General features: G+C 49.8%; 13 protein-coding genes. 8 read left to right on the top strand and 5 right to left on the bottom strand.

Annotated elements, in window-relative coordinates; genetic code table 11:
* Nucleotides 1-57 precede the first annotated feature (57 nt).
* The gene (locus NZM05_09155) at nt 58-1,989 is read right to left on the bottom strand and encodes a BamA/TamA family outer membrane protein (GenBank protein MCS7013778.1); all 1,932 of its coding nucleotides are present in this window, start codon (nt 1,987-1,989) and stop codon (nt 58-60) included.
* Between the two features lie 11 nt (nt 1,990-2,000).
* Here NZM05_09155 and NZM05_09150 point away from each other — a divergent pair, with 11 nt between their 5' ends.
* The 4 genes from NZM05_09150 to NZM05_09135 all read left to right on the top strand — a co-directional run bounded on the left by NZM05_09150 (nt 2,001) and on the right by NZM05_09135 (nt 7,773).
* A complete protein-coding gene (locus tag NZM05_09150) occupies nt 2,001-5,630 on the top strand; it encodes a putative Ig domain-containing protein (protein ID MCS7013777.1) in 3,630 nt (1,209 codons plus the stop codon).
* A 66-nt stretch (nt 5,631-5,696) separates the two neighbouring features.
* Entirely contained in the window at nt 5,697-6,569 is an 873-nt protein-coding gene (locus NZM05_09145) for a DUF1207 domain-containing protein (GenBank protein MCS7013776.1), read from the top strand.
* 11 nt (nt 6,570-6,580) lie between these two features.
* Nucleotides 6,581-6,973, top strand: coding sequence for a VanZ family protein (locus NZM05_09140; protein ID MCS7013775.1), 393 nt, complete (start codon nt 6,581-6,583; stop codon nt 6,971-6,973).
* A 137-nt stretch (nt 6,974-7,110) separates the two neighbouring features.
* Complete coding sequence (locus tag NZM05_09135; GenBank protein ID MCS7013774.1) at nt 7,111-7,773, top strand: YdcF family protein; 663 nt, start codon at nt 7,111-7,113, stop codon at nt 7,771-7,773.
* Here the strand turns inward: NZM05_09135 and NZM05_09130 are convergent.
* Both NZM05_09130 and crcB read right to left on the bottom strand, forming a co-directional pair.
* Nucleotides 7,770-8,126: a DUF190 domain-containing protein gene (locus NZM05_09130; GenBank protein ID MCS7013773.1), complete on the bottom strand. Its 357-nt coding sequence runs from the start codon at nt 8,124-8,126 to the stop codon at nt 7,770-7,772. The genes NZM05_09135 and NZM05_09130 overlap by 4 nt on opposite strands.
* Nucleotides 8,123-8,494 carry a fluoride efflux transporter CrcB gene (gene crcB, locus NZM05_09125; protein MCS7013772.1) on the bottom strand — a complete coding sequence of 124 codons (372 nt, stop codon included), beginning with the start codon at nt 8,492-8,494 and terminating at the stop codon, nt 8,123-8,125. The genes NZM05_09130 and crcB overlap by 4 nt, the downstream gene beginning before the upstream one ends.
* Nucleotides 8,495-8,691: 197 nt before the next feature.
* Between crcB and NZM05_09120 the strand changes: the two genes are divergently transcribed.
* The 3 genes from NZM05_09120 to NZM05_09110 are packed head-to-tail and all read left to right on the top strand — an operon-like array spanning nt 8,692 to nt 13,382.
* Entirely contained in the window at nt 8,692-10,158 is a 1,467-nt protein-coding gene (locus tag NZM05_09120; GenBank protein MCS7013771.1) for a phosphoglucomutase/phosphomannomutase family protein, read from the top strand.
* Complete coding sequence (locus NZM05_09115; GenBank protein ID MCS7013770.1) at nt 10,155-10,502, top strand: YbaB/EbfC family nucleoid-associated protein; 348 nt, start codon at nt 10,155-10,157, stop codon at nt 10,500-10,502. Before NZM05_09120 ends, NZM05_09115 begins: the two co-directional genes overlap by 4 nt.
* Nucleotides 10,503-13,382 (top strand): T9SS type A sorting domain-containing protein, encoded by a 2,880-nt coding sequence (locus NZM05_09110; GenBank protein MCS7013769.1) that lies wholly within the window; start codon nt 10,503-10,505, stop codon nt 13,380-13,382.
* Between the two features lie 116 nt (nt 13,383-13,498).
* Here NZM05_09110 and NZM05_09105 read toward each other — a convergent pair whose 3' ends face one another.
* A complete protein-coding gene (locus tag NZM05_09105) occupies nt 13,499-16,237 on the bottom strand; it encodes a cation-transporting P-type ATPase (protein ID MCS7013768.1) in 2,739 nt (912 codons plus the stop codon).
* A 256-nt stretch (nt 16,238-16,493) separates the two neighbouring features.
* Between NZM05_09105 and prmC the strand changes: the two genes are divergently transcribed.
* The gene (gene prmC, locus NZM05_09100) at nt 16,494-17,387 is read left to right on the top strand and encodes a peptide chain release factor N(5)-glutamine methyltransferase (protein ID MCS7013767.1); all 894 of its coding nucleotides are present in this window, start codon (nt 16,494-16,496) and stop codon (nt 17,385-17,387) included.
* Nucleotides 17,388-17,394: 7 nt separating this feature from the next.
* Here the strand turns inward: prmC and NZM05_09095 are convergent, their stop codons facing one another.
* Nucleotides 17,395-17,982, bottom strand: a complete 588-nt coding sequence (locus tag NZM05_09095) for an NUDIX hydrolase (GenBank protein ID MCS7013766.1) — start codon at nt 17,980-17,982, stop codon at nt 17,395-17,397.
* Between the last annotated feature and the right edge of the window lie 178 nt (nt 17,983-18,160).

Below are 18,160 nucleotides of genomic sequence, written 5' to 3'. Positions count from 1 at the left end.
GAGCAGTAGCTCGCCCTTTTGCTTGCACAGGTTCTTTTAGTGGGGTCTCCACAGTCGTCAAAATTGGTTAAGGAGGTTGAAGTGCACTTTGCCGCGTAGAATCGTATCACCTTCGCCCAGTGCATAGCTGATGCCAACAATGCCAAGTGGTGTATCAATTCTGGCGCCAGCGCCGAAACCCTTTCGCCAGCCTTCTTGCATTCTATCCAGCGGATTTAGTGGATTTTGCGGCTTGAAAAAGTAGCCTACGTCATAAAAGACAAATGCAAAGGACTTGGGCGAAAGCTGCAAGCGATACTCAAGGTTGAGAAACGCATAGCGCGAGGCTAAAAACTCTTGCTCACGGTAGCCACGTAGAGTCTGCGCACCGCCGAAGCGAAAAAGGTCGCTCAGCTGCACTTCTTCAGCAAGAAGCGCTTGCCCAACAAGACGCAATGCAAACACTTGACGCAAAAAGGTAGGCTGATACCACTCTGCTTCAAGACTTAGGCGCTGCTGCACCACGCTGCGACGCACTTGTAGAGCCTGCAGAAGTGAATCCGATGCGTTGAGCGTTTTCGTGCCAATACGGTATTCATTGCGAAAATAAATGCCGCTGCTGGGGTTTAGAAGATTGTCGCGCGAGTCATATGCAATCGCTGCACCAGTAAGCGTGATGCTGCTTTGCAGAATTGGGTCAATTCGAGCTGTGCCTTGAAAAATCGGATTGATAGTCTCAAGTTGCAAGAGACCACTAACCGATAACTGCTCACTAAGCTGATATGAGAGCGCGCTAGAAAGAAGAAGTTGAGAAAAAGAGGAGTCTTGCTGCAGTTGCATGACGTTAAAGGTGGCGGTGAGTGGAATGCCCAGTATCCAAGGCTCTTGATAGCTAAGACGTAGTTCTTGCGTGAAATTGTTAGGACGAAGCCAGCGTACGCCCAGTTGCCGCCCTGTGCCAAAGAGGTTGCGTAAGCCGATGTGGACGAATCCCGTAACAATCCCTGCCTCCTCAGGTGGAATAGGAGGCTGATAGCCCACGATGCCATCAAAGGTATTGACATGACCTTCCACAAGGTCAAGGCGAATGATGGCATAAAGCGTGTCGCTATCCTTGTGCTGAGGTGGAATCACTAGCAGCTCTGGCTCACTGACTTTTTCAAACCAGCCTAAGCGCTCTAAGCGTGGTCGAAGGCTGAGAAATTTTCTCTCACTGTATGGCTCGCCAATTTTAAGCGAAAGCTCTCGCAGAATGGTCTCTGGCTGTGTGTTCAAGCTATCTGAAAACTTGTAGCCAGCAATTTTGACTAATGCACCCTCTTGCACGCAAATCACAAGTCGCAGCACTGGCTCACTGGCTTTATTCTGAACTCGCTCTAATGCAGCGATAGAGATTTTGCTAAAAGGTCGCCCAAGTTCTTCATACTTCTCCAAAATCGCATTAAAATCTTGTTCCAGAGTCTCACTGTCTAAGGCATCACCTTCGTGGGTGCGCATCAAAAAACGCAAAGCATCAGTAGAGAGGGTGCGGTTGCCGACAAGGTGAATTTCGCCAATGCGCGTCGGTTTGCCTTCTGTAAAAAAGACTTCAGCATGCACTTGACTGCTGTCAGGGGAATAGACCCAGCGCACACTGTCGAGCTGAAAATCGTAGTAGCCAAGTCGTAAGTAGATGTCTCGAAGGCGATTGAGAGCCGCGTGGAAAGAAAGCGAATCAAGCGGTGCAGGAAGAGAAAAAAGTGTGCTAAGAGAGCTGCTGGCAAGTTGCTGAGCGCCGACCAATCGCACAGATGTAAGTGTGGGCGAAGTGGTGGGGACTTGTGCAGCAGCCAGTGCAGCCCATAGTGAAAAAGCAAGCAGCATAGATAGGGCAAAACTCACATTGCAAAGCGCAAGCTGTTTCGTAAATTTGTCCCTGTGCCGTAAGTCATTCATTTGCCGAAAGGTCTCACGATGTAGCAAGTGCTCAGCTGCCACGCTGAATGTGTAACCATAAAACCCAAAATGCATTCCATTTACCAATGAGGCGTATTCTGTATCCTTCTCACCCAACTGTGAGGCTTTGTCTTTTCTTAGTACTGGTTCTTTTTGCAAGTTCAAAAACCGCTGCACAGTACACACCATACAGCGCCGACGCACTAGCGTCATTCAATAAGCTGGAACGAGTGGGCGACCCGATTTTTGCTCGAGATGGGATTGCTGCCATCTGTGTAGAAGGGGATGTGCTCTACTTAGCCGCAAACACGGCAGGTTTATACACATATGACATCAAAAATCGCCTCGAGCCGCTCCAGCTGGGCTTCTCAAAAGAGATTTCACTGCCGACTGCAGGTATGGTAAAAAAAGACAATTACCTCTACCTGAGCGACAATACCAACGGCATTGATGTCTTCAATGTCGCTGACCCTACACAAATTAAGTTAGTGGGCAGTTTTCAGACACTCTCGAAAGAATCATATGATTTATGCACGGACGATGAAAAAAACTACCTCTTCGTCGCCACAGGCAAAGGTGGCATTGAGGTCTGGAGCTTGCGTAATCCTGCCAAGCCTGAGCGGATTGCGGAAACCTCACAGCTCTTGCCTTGGAACTATGCTTGGGGAGTATCTTACAACAAGGGCAAGCTCTTTGTCAGCGACCGTGAGGGGGGGCTGCGCATTTTAGATGCAACAAACCCAAGTAGCTTAAGGCTGCTTTCTAATTACCCTAGTGCTAAAACACTGCGCTATGCAATTGCAAACGATACGCTGGTCTTCTTAGCCAACGCAGCCAATGGCTTTGAAGTTCTCTCTATCTCAAATATCAATCTGCCAAAGCGCATTTTTTCATACAACTTTCGGACATATGTGGGAGGGTTAGCATACTACACGCTGAACCCGCGCTTCTTTTTCGTAGGTGCAGGACGCGGTGGCATAACGGTCTATGACCTTAAAAAGATGTTCTCGGATTCAGACGAAGCCGATAACCCTGTGGAAAAAGCAGACCGCGGCATTGGTGAAATTGGGAGAATGGTGGTGGCTGACCATGCCATCTATGCTGCAACAGACAAGAACGGGCTTTTGGTCTATAACTTCAATCTCACGCCGCTCCTTACGAATGTCAAGAATCTTTCTGCTGACGAAGACCAACTGCTCACTTACACCTTTGAGGGGAATGACCCAGATGGCAGCCCTGTGCGCATTTCGCTACTGCCGGCAGCAGGAAAGATGCCCGATAGCTGTTTCTACAACACAGAGACGCGCACCCTGACTTGGAGGCCAACTTACGACCAGTCAGGCGTCTATGATTTCAAGGTGCGTATTACGGAACTTTCACGCGATTCACTCTACAGCGAATTGCCACTGCGCATTACAGTCAATCACGTCAATCGCGCACCCAGCTTACCAGAGCTTCAAGCTCAACTCACGCTGGAAGATAGAGAGCTAAAATACCAACTGCCCGAAGCCAAAGATCCCGACAAAGAAGATGCTGGAAAGCTTACTTACTTTGCGGACAATTTGCCCCGAGGCGCCAGTTTCGACCCTGCTACACGCACACTGACTTGGAGACCCGATTTCACGCAGGCAGGAGACTACAGCGTTAAATTCACCGTGCAAGATGCAAATACGGATAAGCGCGGTGCAAAGACCGATTCCAAAGAGCTGAAAATTCGAGTCGATAATGTCAATCTGGCACCGAAATTTACCCGGATGGAAAAGCAAATCTTCACTGAAGACACAGATGGCAACTTTGTGGTTGAAGCCATTGATCCCGACAAAGAGGATGAAAGCAAACTAACCTACACAGCCAGCGCCCTTCCGAAAGGCGCAACCTTCGACCCGCCAACGCGCACCTTCAAGTGGAAGCCTGACTACACACAAGCAGGCGAATACACGGTGCGCTTTAAGGTCGAAGACCAAGGACTTGATGCTAAACTAATGCCCAGTAACAAGCGCCTCTCAGACACAATGACCGTTTTTATCACGGTGAAGCAAAAGAACCGTCCGCCTGTGGTGGCAGCAATTCCCAGCAAGCAAGTGCGTGAAAATGCACAACTGACGTTCACTGTAAGCGCAAGTGACCCTGACAAAGAAGATGAGGGCAAACTAACTTTCTCTGCCGATAGTCTGCCACGAGGGGCAAACTTTGACCCCAAAACGCGCACATTTGCGTGGAAACCCGATAACACACAGTCAGGCACTTATCGCGTAATTTTCCGCGCGACTGATACAGGAATTGATGGCACGCCACTCTCAGGCGAAGCCGTTGCAACCATTACAGTTGAAAACACCAACCGTCCACCAAAACTTGACCCAATTGCTGATGCCAAAGGCAGTGAAAATGCAGAGCTGAAGTTTGACATCACGGCACAAGACCCCGATGTCGAAGACGAAGGTAAGCTGAAAGTGACGGCAGAAAACTTGCCCGAAGGCGCAAAGTTCGATGGCAAAACCTTCACTTGGACGCCAAACTTTGAGCAATCTGGCACTTACAAAATTAGCTACACTGTAACCGATGTAGAAGGTCTCACAGATAAGAAAACACAGACCATTACGATTCAGAACACCAATCGGGCACCGAAATTTGTGGCGGCGCAACCCATCAAAGCAATAGAGCGACAGAATATTTCATTCAAAGTTTCTGCCGAAGACCTTGACAAAGAGGATAAGGGCAAGCTGGTCTTTTCTGCCGAGAATTTACCTGCGGGTGCAAAGTTTGACCGCACAACGCAAACGTTCTCGTGGCAGCCTGACTACGGCCAGCGTGGCAGTTATGCGGTGTTGTTCCGTGTGCGGGATTCTTTCGGTGGAGAAGATACAATGAGTGTGGCAATGACGATTGAACGGCTTAACCGAAAACCTGTGCTGCAGCAGCCCAAAGATGTGGTGGCGAAGTTAGGCACGCCACTTGAAATTCAGTTTGTCGCCACCGACGAAGACAAAGAAGATAAGCTCACTTTTACAGCTACGGGCTTACCACAGGGTGCAACACTCTCGCCTGAAGGCAAGCTCACTTTCACGCCCGATGATGCGCAGAGTGGCACATATAATGTGCAAGTAACTGTGAAAGACGACCTTGATGGTGCAGATACCAAGTCGTTTGTCTTACGTGTGCCTTATCGTCCGAAGTTTGTGCGGCAGAACGCGATTCAAGCCAAAGAGCGAGATAAAATTTCATTCCGCATCTCAGCCAGCGACAATGACCGTGAGGACACACGCTTGAGCTATACGGCGGCGGGCTTGCCGCAGGGCGCACAGTTTAGCAATCAGCAATTTACTTGGCAGCCTGACTACGGTCAGCGTGGTAGTTACGAAGTGAAGTTTAGCGTAAAGGATTCTTTTGGCGCAGAAGACACAATGAGCGTGTCGCTAACAATTGAGCGACTAAATCGAAAGCCGAAACTGGAAAAGCCGAAAGATGCGACCGTGAAAATAGGCGAAACGCTTGATTTGCAACTTGTGGCAACCGATGAAGACAAAGAGGATAAGCTCACCTTTACGGCTACGGGCTTACCACAGGGCGCAACGCTCTCGCCTGAAGGCAAACTAACCTTCAAAGCCAGTGAAGAAACTATCGGTCGGTTCACAGTACAGATAACTGTGAAAGATGACGCGGGTGGTGAAGATACGAAGTCGTTCAACATCACAGTGCCAAAGCCAAGCAAAAAGTAAAGTGTAGTGTCAATCGCGTAAAGGCAGTCGGTGCGTAACCGATTGCCTTTATGTTTTTGCGGAAGTATGCGAATTGTCCTGACTTTGTTTTTTCTTGTTCAGCTCTCACCAGTGCTAGCGCAAAGCTGGCGCACGGCGTTCCTTCGTAGCAATTTTGAGCCCTTGCTGGCAGACCCAAAAGAGCCGCGTATTGCAGCCTTGGCACATCTGGGCGATACAGGTGTCTTGCTCGACATCGGTGGCTCATTTGACCTGTTACAAATCGACACGCGCAGCGATTCTGTAGGGGTAACCACGCTGGGCTTCGGAGCCGATTTTGGCACCTTCTCGCTTTTGCGTCGCCTCGAAGGGTTCAAGTTCCCAGTTGATGCCGCCGATTACATGTTCGGTGTGAACCTAAGCTGGCGTATGCCGCTATCTGGAGGAGCACTTCCAGTAATATGGGCCTCTCGCGTGCGACTGTCGCATATTTCGGCGCATCTGGTCGATGGCAGTTTCAACTTAGATCAATTAGCGTGGCAAAGTGGACGGCTACCTTTTACATTCAGCCGTGAGTTTGTGCAGCTAACGCTGGCACTAATGTTACCAACTATGCGTCTCTACATCGGCTATGAGTGGCTCTTTAACAGTGTGCCTGTTGATGTAGCGCGTCACAGTGCGCAGGCAGGGGTGGAAGTGTTTGCGCCACTGGTGTTGCCAGTGCGGATCGTGCCGTTTGCAGCGATAGATGTCAGGCTCTCCCCAATTTGGCGTCGTGAGTTAGAGCGCAGCGAAGGTTACGGAAGCACCCTTAGCGTGCAAATTGGCGTGAAAACAGGCGCACTGGGCGCACGGGGTCTGCGGCTCACCTATCACTATTACTCAGGTCTAAGCTGGCGCGGAATGTATTTTGGCGACTCTGTAACAGTCAGTGCGATTGGCTTGATGATCGATCTATAAATGCGTGCGTAATGAGCCAAGCTCACTCAATGTTTATCTGGTTGCCTGCAATATGCTGCGCAATCGCAATTTTCATTCAATCCAGCATTCCCGGCGAAAAAATCCCTCCGTCTGCACTCTTTACTTACGATAAGCTCATTCATACAGGGATTTACTTTGTGTTCGGACTGTCATTAGCCTTTGCGCTTTGCAAACAGAGACGCTTTCCGTATTTGCGAGAACACTGGTTCGTGTCGGGAATGCTGATAGCGGTGCTTTATGCAATTAGCGATGAGACGCACCAGCTCTTTGTGCCGAAGCGAGCGGCTGACATAGTAGACCTCAATGCCGATGTGCTGGGTATTGTGTTAGCCTTTCTGCTCTTTCGCTGGTTGGAAGCACGCCAGTATCATTCCGCCAAATGAAAAGCAAGCATCCTTGAATCGTCTCTCGTCACTCTTAAAGATGACCTCTTGCAGAACTTGCCAGTGTATGCTATACTCCGCAAAAAGCACATTTGCCCAGCATAACCCAAACAACAGGATAATGACGCAAGATGGATATGAGAAAAATCATTAGTCATCTGGCATGGTCAGTCTTTACCTTTGCACTCTCGCTTTTTGTCGGAATGCTGGTGCTGATCAATGTAACTTGGATGCGATGGGAAGAAGCAGAGCGACCTGAGCTACATGCGGCAATCATCTTAGGCAATCGACTGCAGAACGGGCAGCCTTCCCCGACACTGATGGCACGCTTGGAAAAAGCGCAAGAACTCTACGATGCAAAACTGGTTAGCATACTGGTGCTGAGCGGTGGCATCATTGGCGATGAAGAGACCAGCGAAGCGCAAGTGATGAAAAGTTATCTTGTGCAAAGAGGCTTGCCCGATACTCGTTTGATTTTGGAGACCCAATCAACTTCTACGATTGATAATCTCTATTACAGCAAACTTTTGATTGACAGCCTCGATTGCGAGCCAGTCTATCTTGTAACCAGCAAGTCGCATCTTTGCCGAGCGATGATGATTGCAGAGCGATGCGGCGTCGATGCGCGCGGCGTGCCAGCTGAAATGGCAGGTTCGCTACCTGAAATCTGGGCAGAATACGCCTACGAAGCACTGCGAACACTGTATTTCCTTGCTTTTGAGCAGTGGGAGCTGGTCAACCCTGACAAGTTGCCAGACACACGACCTGAGCTGAAATACGCAAGTCTCTCTATGCCTTAGCGCTGCTGGCTCGGCTTGTAGCGAATGACCTCAGCTTTCTCAATGGTAATGAGACCGCCTGCTTGGCTTTCTTCAAAGAGCGTATCAACACGCTCAACAAACTTGCGGATTTTTTCCTCGACATCAACAATTTCAATGACAATCGGCAAGTCAGAAGAAATTTCCAGCAGTTTTGCCGTGTGAATAATGGAGTTGGCACCATAGCCCATTATGGCACGAATAACCGTAGCGCCCGATAGCCCGTGTTTTTTGGCTTCGAAGACAATGGTTTCATAAAGCGGCACTGCGCCATGCTTATCGGACTCACCAACGAAAATTCGCAGGAGCTTTGCGTCAGGATGTTTTTCGATCATAGTGCTCTCAGAATCGCATATCCCAAGAAAGTCGCTGAAACGCCAAGCAAAACACTCAGCCCCACATAAAGCCCAGCGTAAAGAAACTGCCCATCACGCAAAAGAGCCAGCGTTTCATTTGAAAAGGCTGAAAAAGTAGTAAAGCCACCGCAAATGCCCGTAGCAAGAAATAGCCGCCACTCTTGTGAAAGCGCCCCTCGGTCGCTGAGAGCAAAAACTAAGCCAATCAGGAAGCAGCCAATAATATTAACTCCTAATGTGCCAAAGGGGAAAGTCGAGAGCACACTTTGCTGAATTTTTTGTGAGAGCACGTAGCGCAATGCGCCACCAATGAAACTGCCGATACCAATCATTAGAATCGTCTGCATTTCCGTCTGGTTTTTGAGCTGCGTAAGTGAAAGCCAAGTTTAGGCATTTGCGGTGCTAAGCAAACTTGAAAACAGCAGCGGAGAAAAAGAAGTCAAGTGAGCACCGCTCTCAGCACTCAATTTTCGGCGCACATTTTGCCGCATGAATCTGTATTTTTGCATAGTCAAGTTTTCTCAAACAATTCGTGGTAGTAGTTATGACCATCAAGTTTGGCACTTCGGGCTGGCGAGCCATTATTGCGGATGAATTTACCTACGCAAATCTGACCCTTGTGCTGGAAGCCATCACGGAATATCTGCAAAAAAATCAGTTATCGGAAAAAGGGGTGGTGCTTGGACGCGATACACGCTTTGGGGGAGAAGCCTTTGCCGAGTATGCTGCACGTGTCTTAGCTACACGCGGCATTAAAGTCTTTCTATGCGAGCGCGATACACCAACGCCTGTCATTAGCTATGAAATTCGCCGCCGTGGCGCAGGGGGTGGATTGAACTTTACGGCTTCGCATAACCCACCTGAGTATCAAGGTCTGAAATTTTCCACTGCAGACGGTGCACCTGCTTTACCTGAAATCACCAAGCAGTTTGAGCAAACTTTCTTACGGCTGTGGGAAGAAGAGCGCACCAACCCGAAACTGCGCAGTTACACCGACTTTCGCACGCTCGTCTCACAAGGAAAGATTGAAATGATTGACCCAAATCCACCCTATCTCAAGCGTTTAAGTGAAATCGTGGATACTAAAGTCATCGCAGAGTCAGGCATTAAGGTCGTCTATGATGCAATGTATGGCACGGCGCGTGGCTACACAGATAAATTTCTCAGAGACTTAGGCGTTGAGGTCGAGACGCTGCACGACTGGCGCGATGTGTACTTCGGTGGTCGACCACCTGAGCCATCGGAAAAAAACATTCCTGAACTGATTGCACGCGTAAGAGCGAGAGGTGCGCAAGGCGAATTTGTCATCGGCATTGCCAACGATGGTGATGCAGACCGATATGCAGTGGTGGATGCCACAGGCACCTATCTGCAAGCCAACCAGCTCCTTGCAATTCTTTTTCATTACGCCTTGCAGCACAAGCCAAATTGGAAAGGCTGTGTGGTGAGAACCCTTGCCACCACACATCTCATTGATGCAATTGCTAAAAAAGCGGGTATTCGGCTCTATGAAGTGCCTGTGGGCTTTAAGTATATCGGCGAAATTATGATGCGTGAGGATATGATTGTAGGTGGAGAGGAATCTAACGGTTTATCGGTCTATCAGCACATTCCTGAGAAAGATGGAATTCTGGCCTGTCTGTTGTTCGTTGAAATTGCGGCTCGCACCAGAGCACCGCTGTCGGAATACTTGAAAAGGCTGCACGAAGAGTATGGCTATTTTGCGACGGTGCGAGAAAATTTGCGCCTAAGCGAAGAGATAAAGCATGCATTGCTAATGCGCCTGCAAAACGACACGCCAACTGAGCTGGCAGGCAGGAGAGTGGTAGAGGTCGACAGGCGCGATGGCGTCAAGATGATATGCGACGACGGTAGCTGGCTGCTGGTGCGCTTTAGCGGTACAGAGCCAGTGGTGCGTTTTTACGCTGAATCGCATAGCGACGCACGCACCAAAGAGATAATGGAGTTTGCGAAAAGTTTAATTCAACCAACTCAAGTACACGCACTATGAACCTCAAAGATATGGCAGGAATGCTGAAGCAAGTTCAGCAGATGAGCCAAAAAATGGAAGAAGTACAGAAAGAACTTGCGCGGCTAACGGTAGTCGGAGAAGCAGGGGGTGGAATGGTCAAAGTAACTGCTAACGGCAAGCATGAGATTCTGAAAGTTGAAATTGAAAAAGAATTACTCACACCCGATGAACAGGAAATGCTGCAAGACCTCATCGTGGCTGCAACCAATAAAGCCCTTCAGGAATCCACGCGTGTGGCGCAAGAAGAAATGATAAAAGCCACAGGCGGAATGATTAGCAGCATGGATTTCCTGAAGGACCTAAATCTGGGAGGGCAGTCGTAAATGCAGAGAAAAAGTGTAGGGCTTTCTCTAACACTTTTGCTCTTACTGCTGCCTGTTGTGGTTTATGTGGTGCATAAGTATCCTCAGTGGCTGGTTTCCGCCGAAGCCGATAGAGAGCAAGAAAGGGAAGAACAAGACCGATACGAAAATCCGCAAGCTCGCTATGAGTGGGAACTGATGCAACTGGTTGACCCCCACACAGGGAAACTACCCAAAAACATTCGCCAAAAAGAATTGGCGTATGCAAATACGCTGCCCAGCGATGCGGAGCTGGTGGAGCGTTTTTCGCTGAGCAGAATAGACCAGTTTCAGACGGCCCCGCCAGAGCGGACAAAGTCCCTAAGTGCTCTGCAAACCGTGCAGTGGATGTTTCGTGGGCCGGTTAACGTAGGCGGGCGCACACGCGCAATGGCAATTGATGTGAGCAATGAAAATGTCATCCTTGCAGGGGGCGTCTCTGGCGGAATGTGGCGCAGTGAAGATGGAGGCAGAACATGGCGCAAGACCACTTCGCCTGATGACCTGCATAGCGTCTCTTGCCTTGTGCAGGACACACGTCCGGGTCGGCGCAATGTGTGGTATTATGGCACAGGTGAGCTGCGTGGCAATAGTGCTAGCTCTAACATTGGAGGCGGACTCTATCGTGGCGATGGCATCTTCAAATCAGTTGATGGCGGCAGAACGTGGGCACGTCTGCCTTCAACCGTTACAAACGCACCACAGGTCTTCGATAACTACTTCGATTGGGTCTGGAATGTCGCAATCGATCCCTCAAATCTGAACGAAGATGAAGTCTATGCGGCAACCTTAGGCGCAATTCACCGAAGCATTGATGGCGGCAATAGCTGGCGTGTGGTCTTGCCACAAGGCGGCAATTTCTCTAATGCAACCATTTCGCCCCGCTTTACTGATGTGGCCGTAACTTCTACAGGCGTGGTCTATGCGGCCATGAGTTCCGCAACCAGCGATGCAAATGTAACAGTCGCACAAGGGCGTGGGATTTGGCGCTCAACTGATGGCATCAATTGGACAAATATCACGCCGCCAAATTTCCCCGAAACATACAATCGCTTCGTGATTGGCATTTCGCCCTCGAATGAAAATGTGGTGTATTTTCTGGGTGAGACGCCCAACAGTGGCTTTAACGGTGCAGAACGCGACTGGACAAGCCTTTGGCGCTACACTTACCTTTCTGGCAATGGTGCGGGCGCAGGCGGACGCTGGGAAAACCTTTCGCAAAACCTGCCCAACTTCGGAGGCCCTGTGGGCAATATGAACTCACAGCAAAGCTATAACCTTGTCGTGAAGGTCAAGCCTGACAACCCAAATGTGGTGTTCATCGGCGGTACAAACCTGTATCGCTCCACCGATGGCTTTACCAGTCCGAACAACACCACTTGGATTGGCGGCTATGCCACAACCAATGATGTGCGGCTGTATCCGAATCACCACTGCGACCAGCATGTCATTGCCTTTCTGCCTTCCAACCCGAATGTGATGCTGACCGCTAACGACGGCGGCGTGCAACGCACGAATAATTGCTTAGCCGCTCAGGTTGTCTGGGAAAATCTCTCGCGCGGTTACATCACCTCGCAGTTTTACACCGTTGCAATTGACCAAAGTTCAACCAGCAATGTCATCATCGGTGGGTTGCAAGACAACGGCACATACTTTGTAAATTCCACCACTGTGGATACAGACTGGCGAAGCATTGCTGGTGGCGATGGTGGGTACTGTGCAATTGCCATCGGGGGCAATCCGTGCTTTGCCTCGTTTCAAGAAGGGCGCATTCTACGCCTCTCCTTAGCCAGCGATGGACGAGTGCTGGCTTCAACCAACATTACGCCATCAGGCGCAAGCAATCCACTGTTCATCAACCCATTTGCTTTGGATCCAAATAACAGCGAGATTCTCTACAGTTTGGGAGGCGACCGAATATTCCGAACCACGCGTGCACTCACCGTCACATCGACATCGGGCTGGGATACGCTCTCGCCACCATTTGCAGGCGCGCGGCTGACCACGCTGTCCGTCTCACGCCAGCCTGCGAATCGACTTTACTACGGCACAAATACTGGCAGAGTGTTCCGTGTCGATGATGCTCACACGGCGACTCCGACAACAACAGAAATTACAGGGGCAAACTTTCCACGCAATGCAAGTGGCGCAACAGTCGGCTATGTTAGCTCCATTGCAATTGACCCCAACGATGCGGACAAGGTTTTGGTAGCGCTATCGAACTACAACATTCAGAGCCTATACTACACGGAAAACGGAGGTATAAGCTGGACAGCCGTTGGCGGTAACTTGGAAGAAAATCCTGATGGCACGGGTAGCGGTCCTGCCGTAAAGTGGGTAGATATTTTGCCTGTGCAAGGTGGGGCAGTGTATTTTGCAGGCACGACCACAGGACTCTACGCCACCACACGGCTGAACGGAATGCAAACGCAATGGGTGCAGCAAGGTCGCAATCTCATTGGCAATGTCGTCGTCGATATGATTCGCTCACGGCAGACAGATGGGCTGGTGGTGGTGGCAACGCACGGGGCAGGCGTCTACAGCACAAACATCACAAGTTTGGCGCCACTTTCAGCACAAACAGATGCACCAGTTGCCAAGTCCTTCCGCTTGATGCAGAACTACCCGAATCCCTTTAACCCGTCAACCACGATTCAGTATCAACTGCCCATAGCGGCAAATGTGGTGCTGAAAGTCTATGATGCTTTGGGGCGAGAGGTCGCAACGCTGGTAAATGAACGCAAACCAGCAGGCTTGCATCAAGTAGAATTTCGTCCTGTAAACCTTGCAAGCGGCACTTACTTTTACCGGCTTCAAGCAGGCTCATACAGCGAAACCAAAAAAATGATGCTCATCAAGTAGCATTGTAGTGTGAAAAGCAATGTTAGGGCGTGTCTGTCAAGTGTCGCTGAGGCAAAGAGCAAAAAAACGATAGTGCTGAACACACATAATAACTGATTGATGAACAGTTAAATGGTCTACGAAGCAGAAGCAGCGCGTTTGTCGAATCGACCGTATTCGTAGTATTTCAGGATGCCAATTACGATGTAAATCACAAGTCCGGGCACAGTGGAAAGAAGCCAGTCTTCGGCAGTGAGCGGGGCGCTCTGGAAGGCAAGGTTCATAAACGGCACATAAGTATAGAGAATCTGCACAAGAAGCATTCCACCGACGCCGACCCAGATAAGGGGATTGGAGAAAAGCCCAATTTTGAACATAGAGTAGCGGAGCGAGCGGCAGTTAAAAAGATAGAGCAGTTCGCCTAAGATAAAGATATTGACAGCTATCGTGCGCGCTTCTGCATCGGTGCGCCCAGCTTGAAGAGCAAGCTCAAAAAAGAGCAAAGCTCCAGCACAAAGCAAAGTACCGACGATAACAATGCGCACGACCAGCGAGGTGCTCAAAATAGGCTCATTTGGCTGACGAGGCGGACGCTGCATAATGCCCGGCTCCTTCGGCTCAAACGCCAGCATGAGACCAAGCAACACAGCCGTCGTCATATTAATCCAGAGCAATTGCACAGGCAAAATGGGCAAAGTAATGCCTGCCACTACTGATGCCAGAATCACCAAACCTTCTCCGAAGTTGGTCGGCAATGTCCAAGTAATGAACTTCACAAGGTTATCATAAACCCCTCGCCCTTCCTCGACAGCAGCTTCAATAGACGCAAAGTTGTCGTCTGTAAGAATCATGTCAGCTGTTTCTTTAGCGACATCAGTGCCTGTAATGCCCATTGCAATGCCGATATTTGCTTGCCGCAGTGAGGGCGCATCATTGACACCGTCGCCCGTCATTGCCACAATAAAGCCGTTATGCTGCAAGGCTTTGACCAAACGCAGCTTATCTTCTGGTGCCACGCGTGCAAAGACGGAGACATCTCTAACCATTTCAGCAAGCTGTGCCTCAGAAGCTGTGCTTAAAGTTTTGCCATTGACAACGGCGTGATGCGTGTCGTGTCCCTTAGCAATGCCTAAGCGTTTGGCAATCGCAAGTGCCGTTAGCTCATGGTCGCCTGTAATCATCTTGACACGAATGCCAGCAGTCTGGCACTTTGCCACCGCCGTAATGGCTTCAGGGCGAGGTGGGTCAATCATGGCTTGCAAGCCAAGAAAAATCAAGCCGCGAGAAATATCATTATGCGAAAGCGACTGTTTGGAGTGGTCAAATGGCTTGTATGCAAACGCTAACACACGCAAGCCTTCTGAGGCCATCTGGTCAGCAAAGGCAAAAACCGCCGATTTATCTAACGGCACAACTTCGCCCGTGTCTGAAAGTGCAAAGTCCGCTCTCTCTAAGAGTCGCTCTACTGAGCCTTTGACATAGGCGATGGTATCGCCGTGCAAGCTACGCTGGTGAAGCGTAGCCATATATTGGTAAGCGGATTCGAAGGGAATCGCATCCAGTCGCGGCATGGCTTGAAGAAGCAAAGGGCGTTCTATGCCTGCCTTCTGTGCCGAGACAATCAACGCTCCTTCAGTAGGGTCGCCCTCAATTTTCCACTGCTGGCCTGTCCGCACAAGATTAGCTTCGTTGCAAAGCAAGCCACACTGCAGCGTTTCTTGAAGCGCAACATTTTTAGACAAAGAGAGAGGTTGATTCTCGTAAAGAAACTCGCCCTTTGGCTCATAGCCTACGCCCGTTACATCAATCAAAGCACCCCCAGCATAGATTTTTTGCACGGTCATTTGGTTTTGCGTAAGTGTGCCCGTCTTATCAGAGCAAATCACCGATGCGCTGCCCAAGGTTTCGACAGCAGGCAGTTTGCGAATAATTGCGTTGCGCTGCGCCATTTTGGCCACGCCAATGGCAAGTGTAATGGTCACAGCAGCGGGCAAACCTTCAGGAATTGCCCCAACAGCCAGTGCAACTGCTGCCATAAACATATCGTCCCACTTTTCGCCGCGCAGCACGCCGACAAGAAAGGTAACCGCTGCTAAGCCTAAAATCACATAAAGCAGCACTTTGCTAAACTTTGCAATAGATTGTGTCAGCGGGGTCTCGAGCACATCTGCTTCGGCAATCATCTGATTAATTTTGCCAATCTCCGTATCGCTACCAATCGCAACCACAACGCCAAGACCCGTGCCGTAAGTAACCAGCGTAGAAGAGTATGCCATATTGGTGCGGTCAGCCAGCACAGTATCGGCACTAAGCGAACTGAGTTGCTTGGCAACAGGCACCGATTCACCCGTTAGCGCCGATTCGTCAATTTGAAGTTCGCGAACTTGAATCAGCCGCAAGTCTGCAGGTACTTTGTCGCCCGATTGCAGCACCACGATATCTCCAATCGTCAGCTCAGATGAAGGAATGCGCTGCTTTTCACCACTCCGAATTACGGTGGCTTCACTGGCAACTGCTTTGGAAAGTGCCTCAATCGCTTTTAGAGCCTTCGATTCTTGAATAAAGCCAATGATGGCATTAACCAACACGACGCCAAAAATCACGCTGGCATCGACCCACTCCTGCAGAGCAAGCGTAACCACAGTGGCAATCAAAAGAATGATGACCAGCGGCTGATTAAACTGCTGCAAAAAAAGCTCTAACGGTGTCTTTTGCTTTTTCTTGGGAATGACGTTGGGTCCGTAGCGAGCTTGTCGCTGCTTGACTTCTTCGAGGGAAAGTCCTTGCGTAGGGGAGGTGCCAACTTGCTCAAGCACCTGTTCTGCCTCCAAGCTATGCCAAAGGCGGGTGCGTTCCGTAATTGTTTCAATAACCATACTGCAATCACATTTGGTTGAAAGATGGCGGCAAAAGAAAAACACACGCGCAGGCTACGCACACAAGGCATTATTCTCGAGCGTCTCCGCTGATTGCCGGTTCAGTGAGCAACACACATTTGACACTTTCCGCAACGCCGCTGCCAGCAGTGCAAACAAGTAACGCACTTCTGCTGAAAAAACAAAAAATTCGGCGAGGGCTTGCACGTTGCACAGGCGAGGCGTTTATTATACCTTCACGCAGAGCGGAAAAACGATGAACCAATCTAATGCCCCAGAAAAAGAGTGGACTGTAGTCTCGCTACTTAAAACCAGTGCCGATTTTTTGAAGCAAAAAGGCATTGATGATGCGAGACTAAGTGCAGAGCTGCTGCTGGCAGAAGTGTTAGGACTGCAGCGAATGGAGCTTTACCTTAACTTCGAGCAACCTATCTCGCCAAAGGAGCTGGAGCAATTTCGTGGGCTGGTGCGTCGGCGATTGGCAGGCGAGCCAGTGCAGTATATTCTTGGCTGGGAAGAATTTTTCGGGCTGCGCTTTGAAGTCAATCCCGCTGTGCTAATTCCACGACCAGAGACTGAGCTTTTGGTAGAAAGTGTGCTGGATGACTGTGATGGGGCAACGCTCAGCATTCTCGATATCGGCACGGGCAGTGGAGCAATTGCCGTAGCTTTAGCAAAGTCATTGCCTGCAGTGCGCATTGTCGCTGTAGATATTTCAGTGCCAGCGTTGGAGGTGGCGCAGCGCAATGCAGCAAGGCATGGCGTAGAGAGTCAGATCCAATTTCTGGTGTGTGATGCGCTGCAACCCGATTTTGCAGTGCAGTTTCCAGAGCGCTTTGATGTGATTGTGTCCAATCCGCCTTATGTGCCGCTTGCAGAGAAAGAGAACTTGCAAAAAGAGGTGCGCGACTTTGAGCCAGCGATTGCCCTTTTTTGCCCAACAGGATTTGAATTCTATGAGAAAATTGCCACTGATGCGTTGACGCTGCTCAAGCCGAAGGGCAAACTGTATCTTGAACTGCATGCCGATGCAGCGGAGAAAGTAGGTGATGTGCTAAAGCAAAAGGGGTTCCAAAACATTCTGTTTAGGAAAGATTATCAAGGCTTCAGACGCATTGCGGTAGCAGAGTTACCGCCAGCGGAGCGCTGAAAGGCACTTATCGCAGATGGTGAGTTTGGTGGCGGCAGCGGTGAAGAAGGTATTTGAGCAAAGGTGCCGCATGCAGAGACTGAATCATCTCACCTTCTTCCAAGATGCGTTCTACTTCCTGATGCGATAAGATATGCACGGCAATCTCTTCCGTGTGCTCCAACGATTGTGTCGATTGCTTTCTTAAACCGCGTGCCAGAAAAGAGTAAGTAATGTTTGTTTGAATCGCAGGGTTGGCGCAAAGTTGCATCAAAAGTTCCCACTCACCGCCACCGTAGCCCGTCTCTTCCAACATTTCTCGCTGCGCCGCTTGCAGAGGGGTTTCACCCTTATCGACCACACCAGCAGGTAGCTCGAAGTACACTTTGCCAATTGCATACCGGAACTGGCGAATCAGCACAACCTCATCATCAGTGGTGATGCCTACAACATTCACCCAAGCAGGGTATTCTGAAACATAGAATTCATCAATAATTGCGCCAGTGGGAAGTTGCACCTTATCTTGGCGCAAGACCAGCCACGGTGCTTTCTGAAAGATATACTGTGATTCCAGCGTCTTCCACGCTTTTGGGTCGTTTGGATAGGTGCGAGACATCGAAGAGATGTTAGTTTTACAAAGATACCGATTTTTAAGATTGCGCTCAATGTTGTACTTTTGCGCCACTTTTTGAACACGCTACACTGCTATTGACATTCCGATTAACCTTGACCATCCAGTTTAGCATTTTTTGAGTGTAAAGCTCCGTGTTGCGAGGTTGCAACCGGTGGCGCAA

The sequence above is a fragment of the Chloroherpetonaceae bacterium genome (genome assembly GCA_025056565.1).
GTDB lineage: Bacteria > Bacteroidota > Chlorobiia > Chlorobiales > Thermochlorobacteraceae > Thermochlorobacter.
The sequence above is the reverse complement of the archived record's forward strand: the minus strand, read 5'-3'. Positions and strand labels throughout refer to the sequence as shown.

What these genes read in the sequence shown, in the direction of transcription:
- NZM05_09130 (MCS7013773.1), bottom strand. Translation starts at nt 8,126, where the DNA reads ATGATCGAAAAACATCCTGACGCAAAGCTCCTGCGAATTTTCGTTGGT.
- NZM05_09140 (MCS7013775.1), top strand. Translation starts at nt 6,581, where the DNA reads ATGAGCCAAGCTCACTCAATGTTTATCTGGTTGCCTGCAATATGCTGC.
- crcB (MCS7013772.1), bottom strand. Translation starts at nt 8,494, where the DNA reads ATGCAGACGATTCTAATGATTGGTATCGGCAGTTTCATTGGTGGCGCA.
- NZM05_09120 (MCS7013771.1), top strand. Translation starts at nt 8,692, where the DNA reads ATGACCATCAAGTTTGGCACTTCGGGCTGGCGAGCCATTATTGCGGAT.
- NZM05_09105 (MCS7013768.1), bottom strand. Translation starts at nt 16,237, where the DNA reads ATGGTTATTGAAACAATTACGGAACGCACCCGCCTTTGGCATAGCTTG.
- NZM05_09145 (MCS7013776.1), top strand. Translation starts at nt 5,697, where the DNA reads ATGCGAATTGTCCTGACTTTGTTTTTTCTTGTTCAGCTCTCACCAGTG.
- NZM05_09110 (MCS7013769.1), top strand. Translation starts at nt 10,503, where the DNA reads ATGCAGAGAAAAAGTGTAGGGCTTTCTCTAACACTTTTGCTCTTACTG.
- prmC (MCS7013767.1), top strand. Translation starts at nt 16,494, where the DNA reads ATGAACCAATCTAATGCCCCAGAAAAAGAGTGGACTGTAGTCTCGCTA.
- NZM05_09115 (MCS7013770.1), top strand. Translation starts at nt 10,155, where the DNA reads ATGAACCTCAAAGATATGGCAGGAATGCTGAAGCAAGTTCAGCAGATG.
- NZM05_09155 (MCS7013778.1), bottom strand. Translation starts at nt 1,989, where the DNA reads ATGCATTTTGGGTTTTATGGTTACACATTCAGCGTGGCAGCTGAGCAC.
- NZM05_09095 (MCS7013766.1), bottom strand. Translation starts at nt 17,982, where the DNA reads ATGTCTCGCACCTATCCAAACGACCCAAAAGCGTGGAAGACGCTGGAA.
- NZM05_09135 (MCS7013774.1), top strand. Translation starts at nt 7,111, where the DNA reads ATGAGAAAAATCATTAGTCATCTGGCATGGTCAGTCTTTACCTTTGCA.
- NZM05_09150 (MCS7013777.1), top strand. Translation starts at nt 2,001, where the DNA reads ATGAGGCGTATTCTGTATCCTTCTCACCCAACTGTGAGGCTTTGTCTT.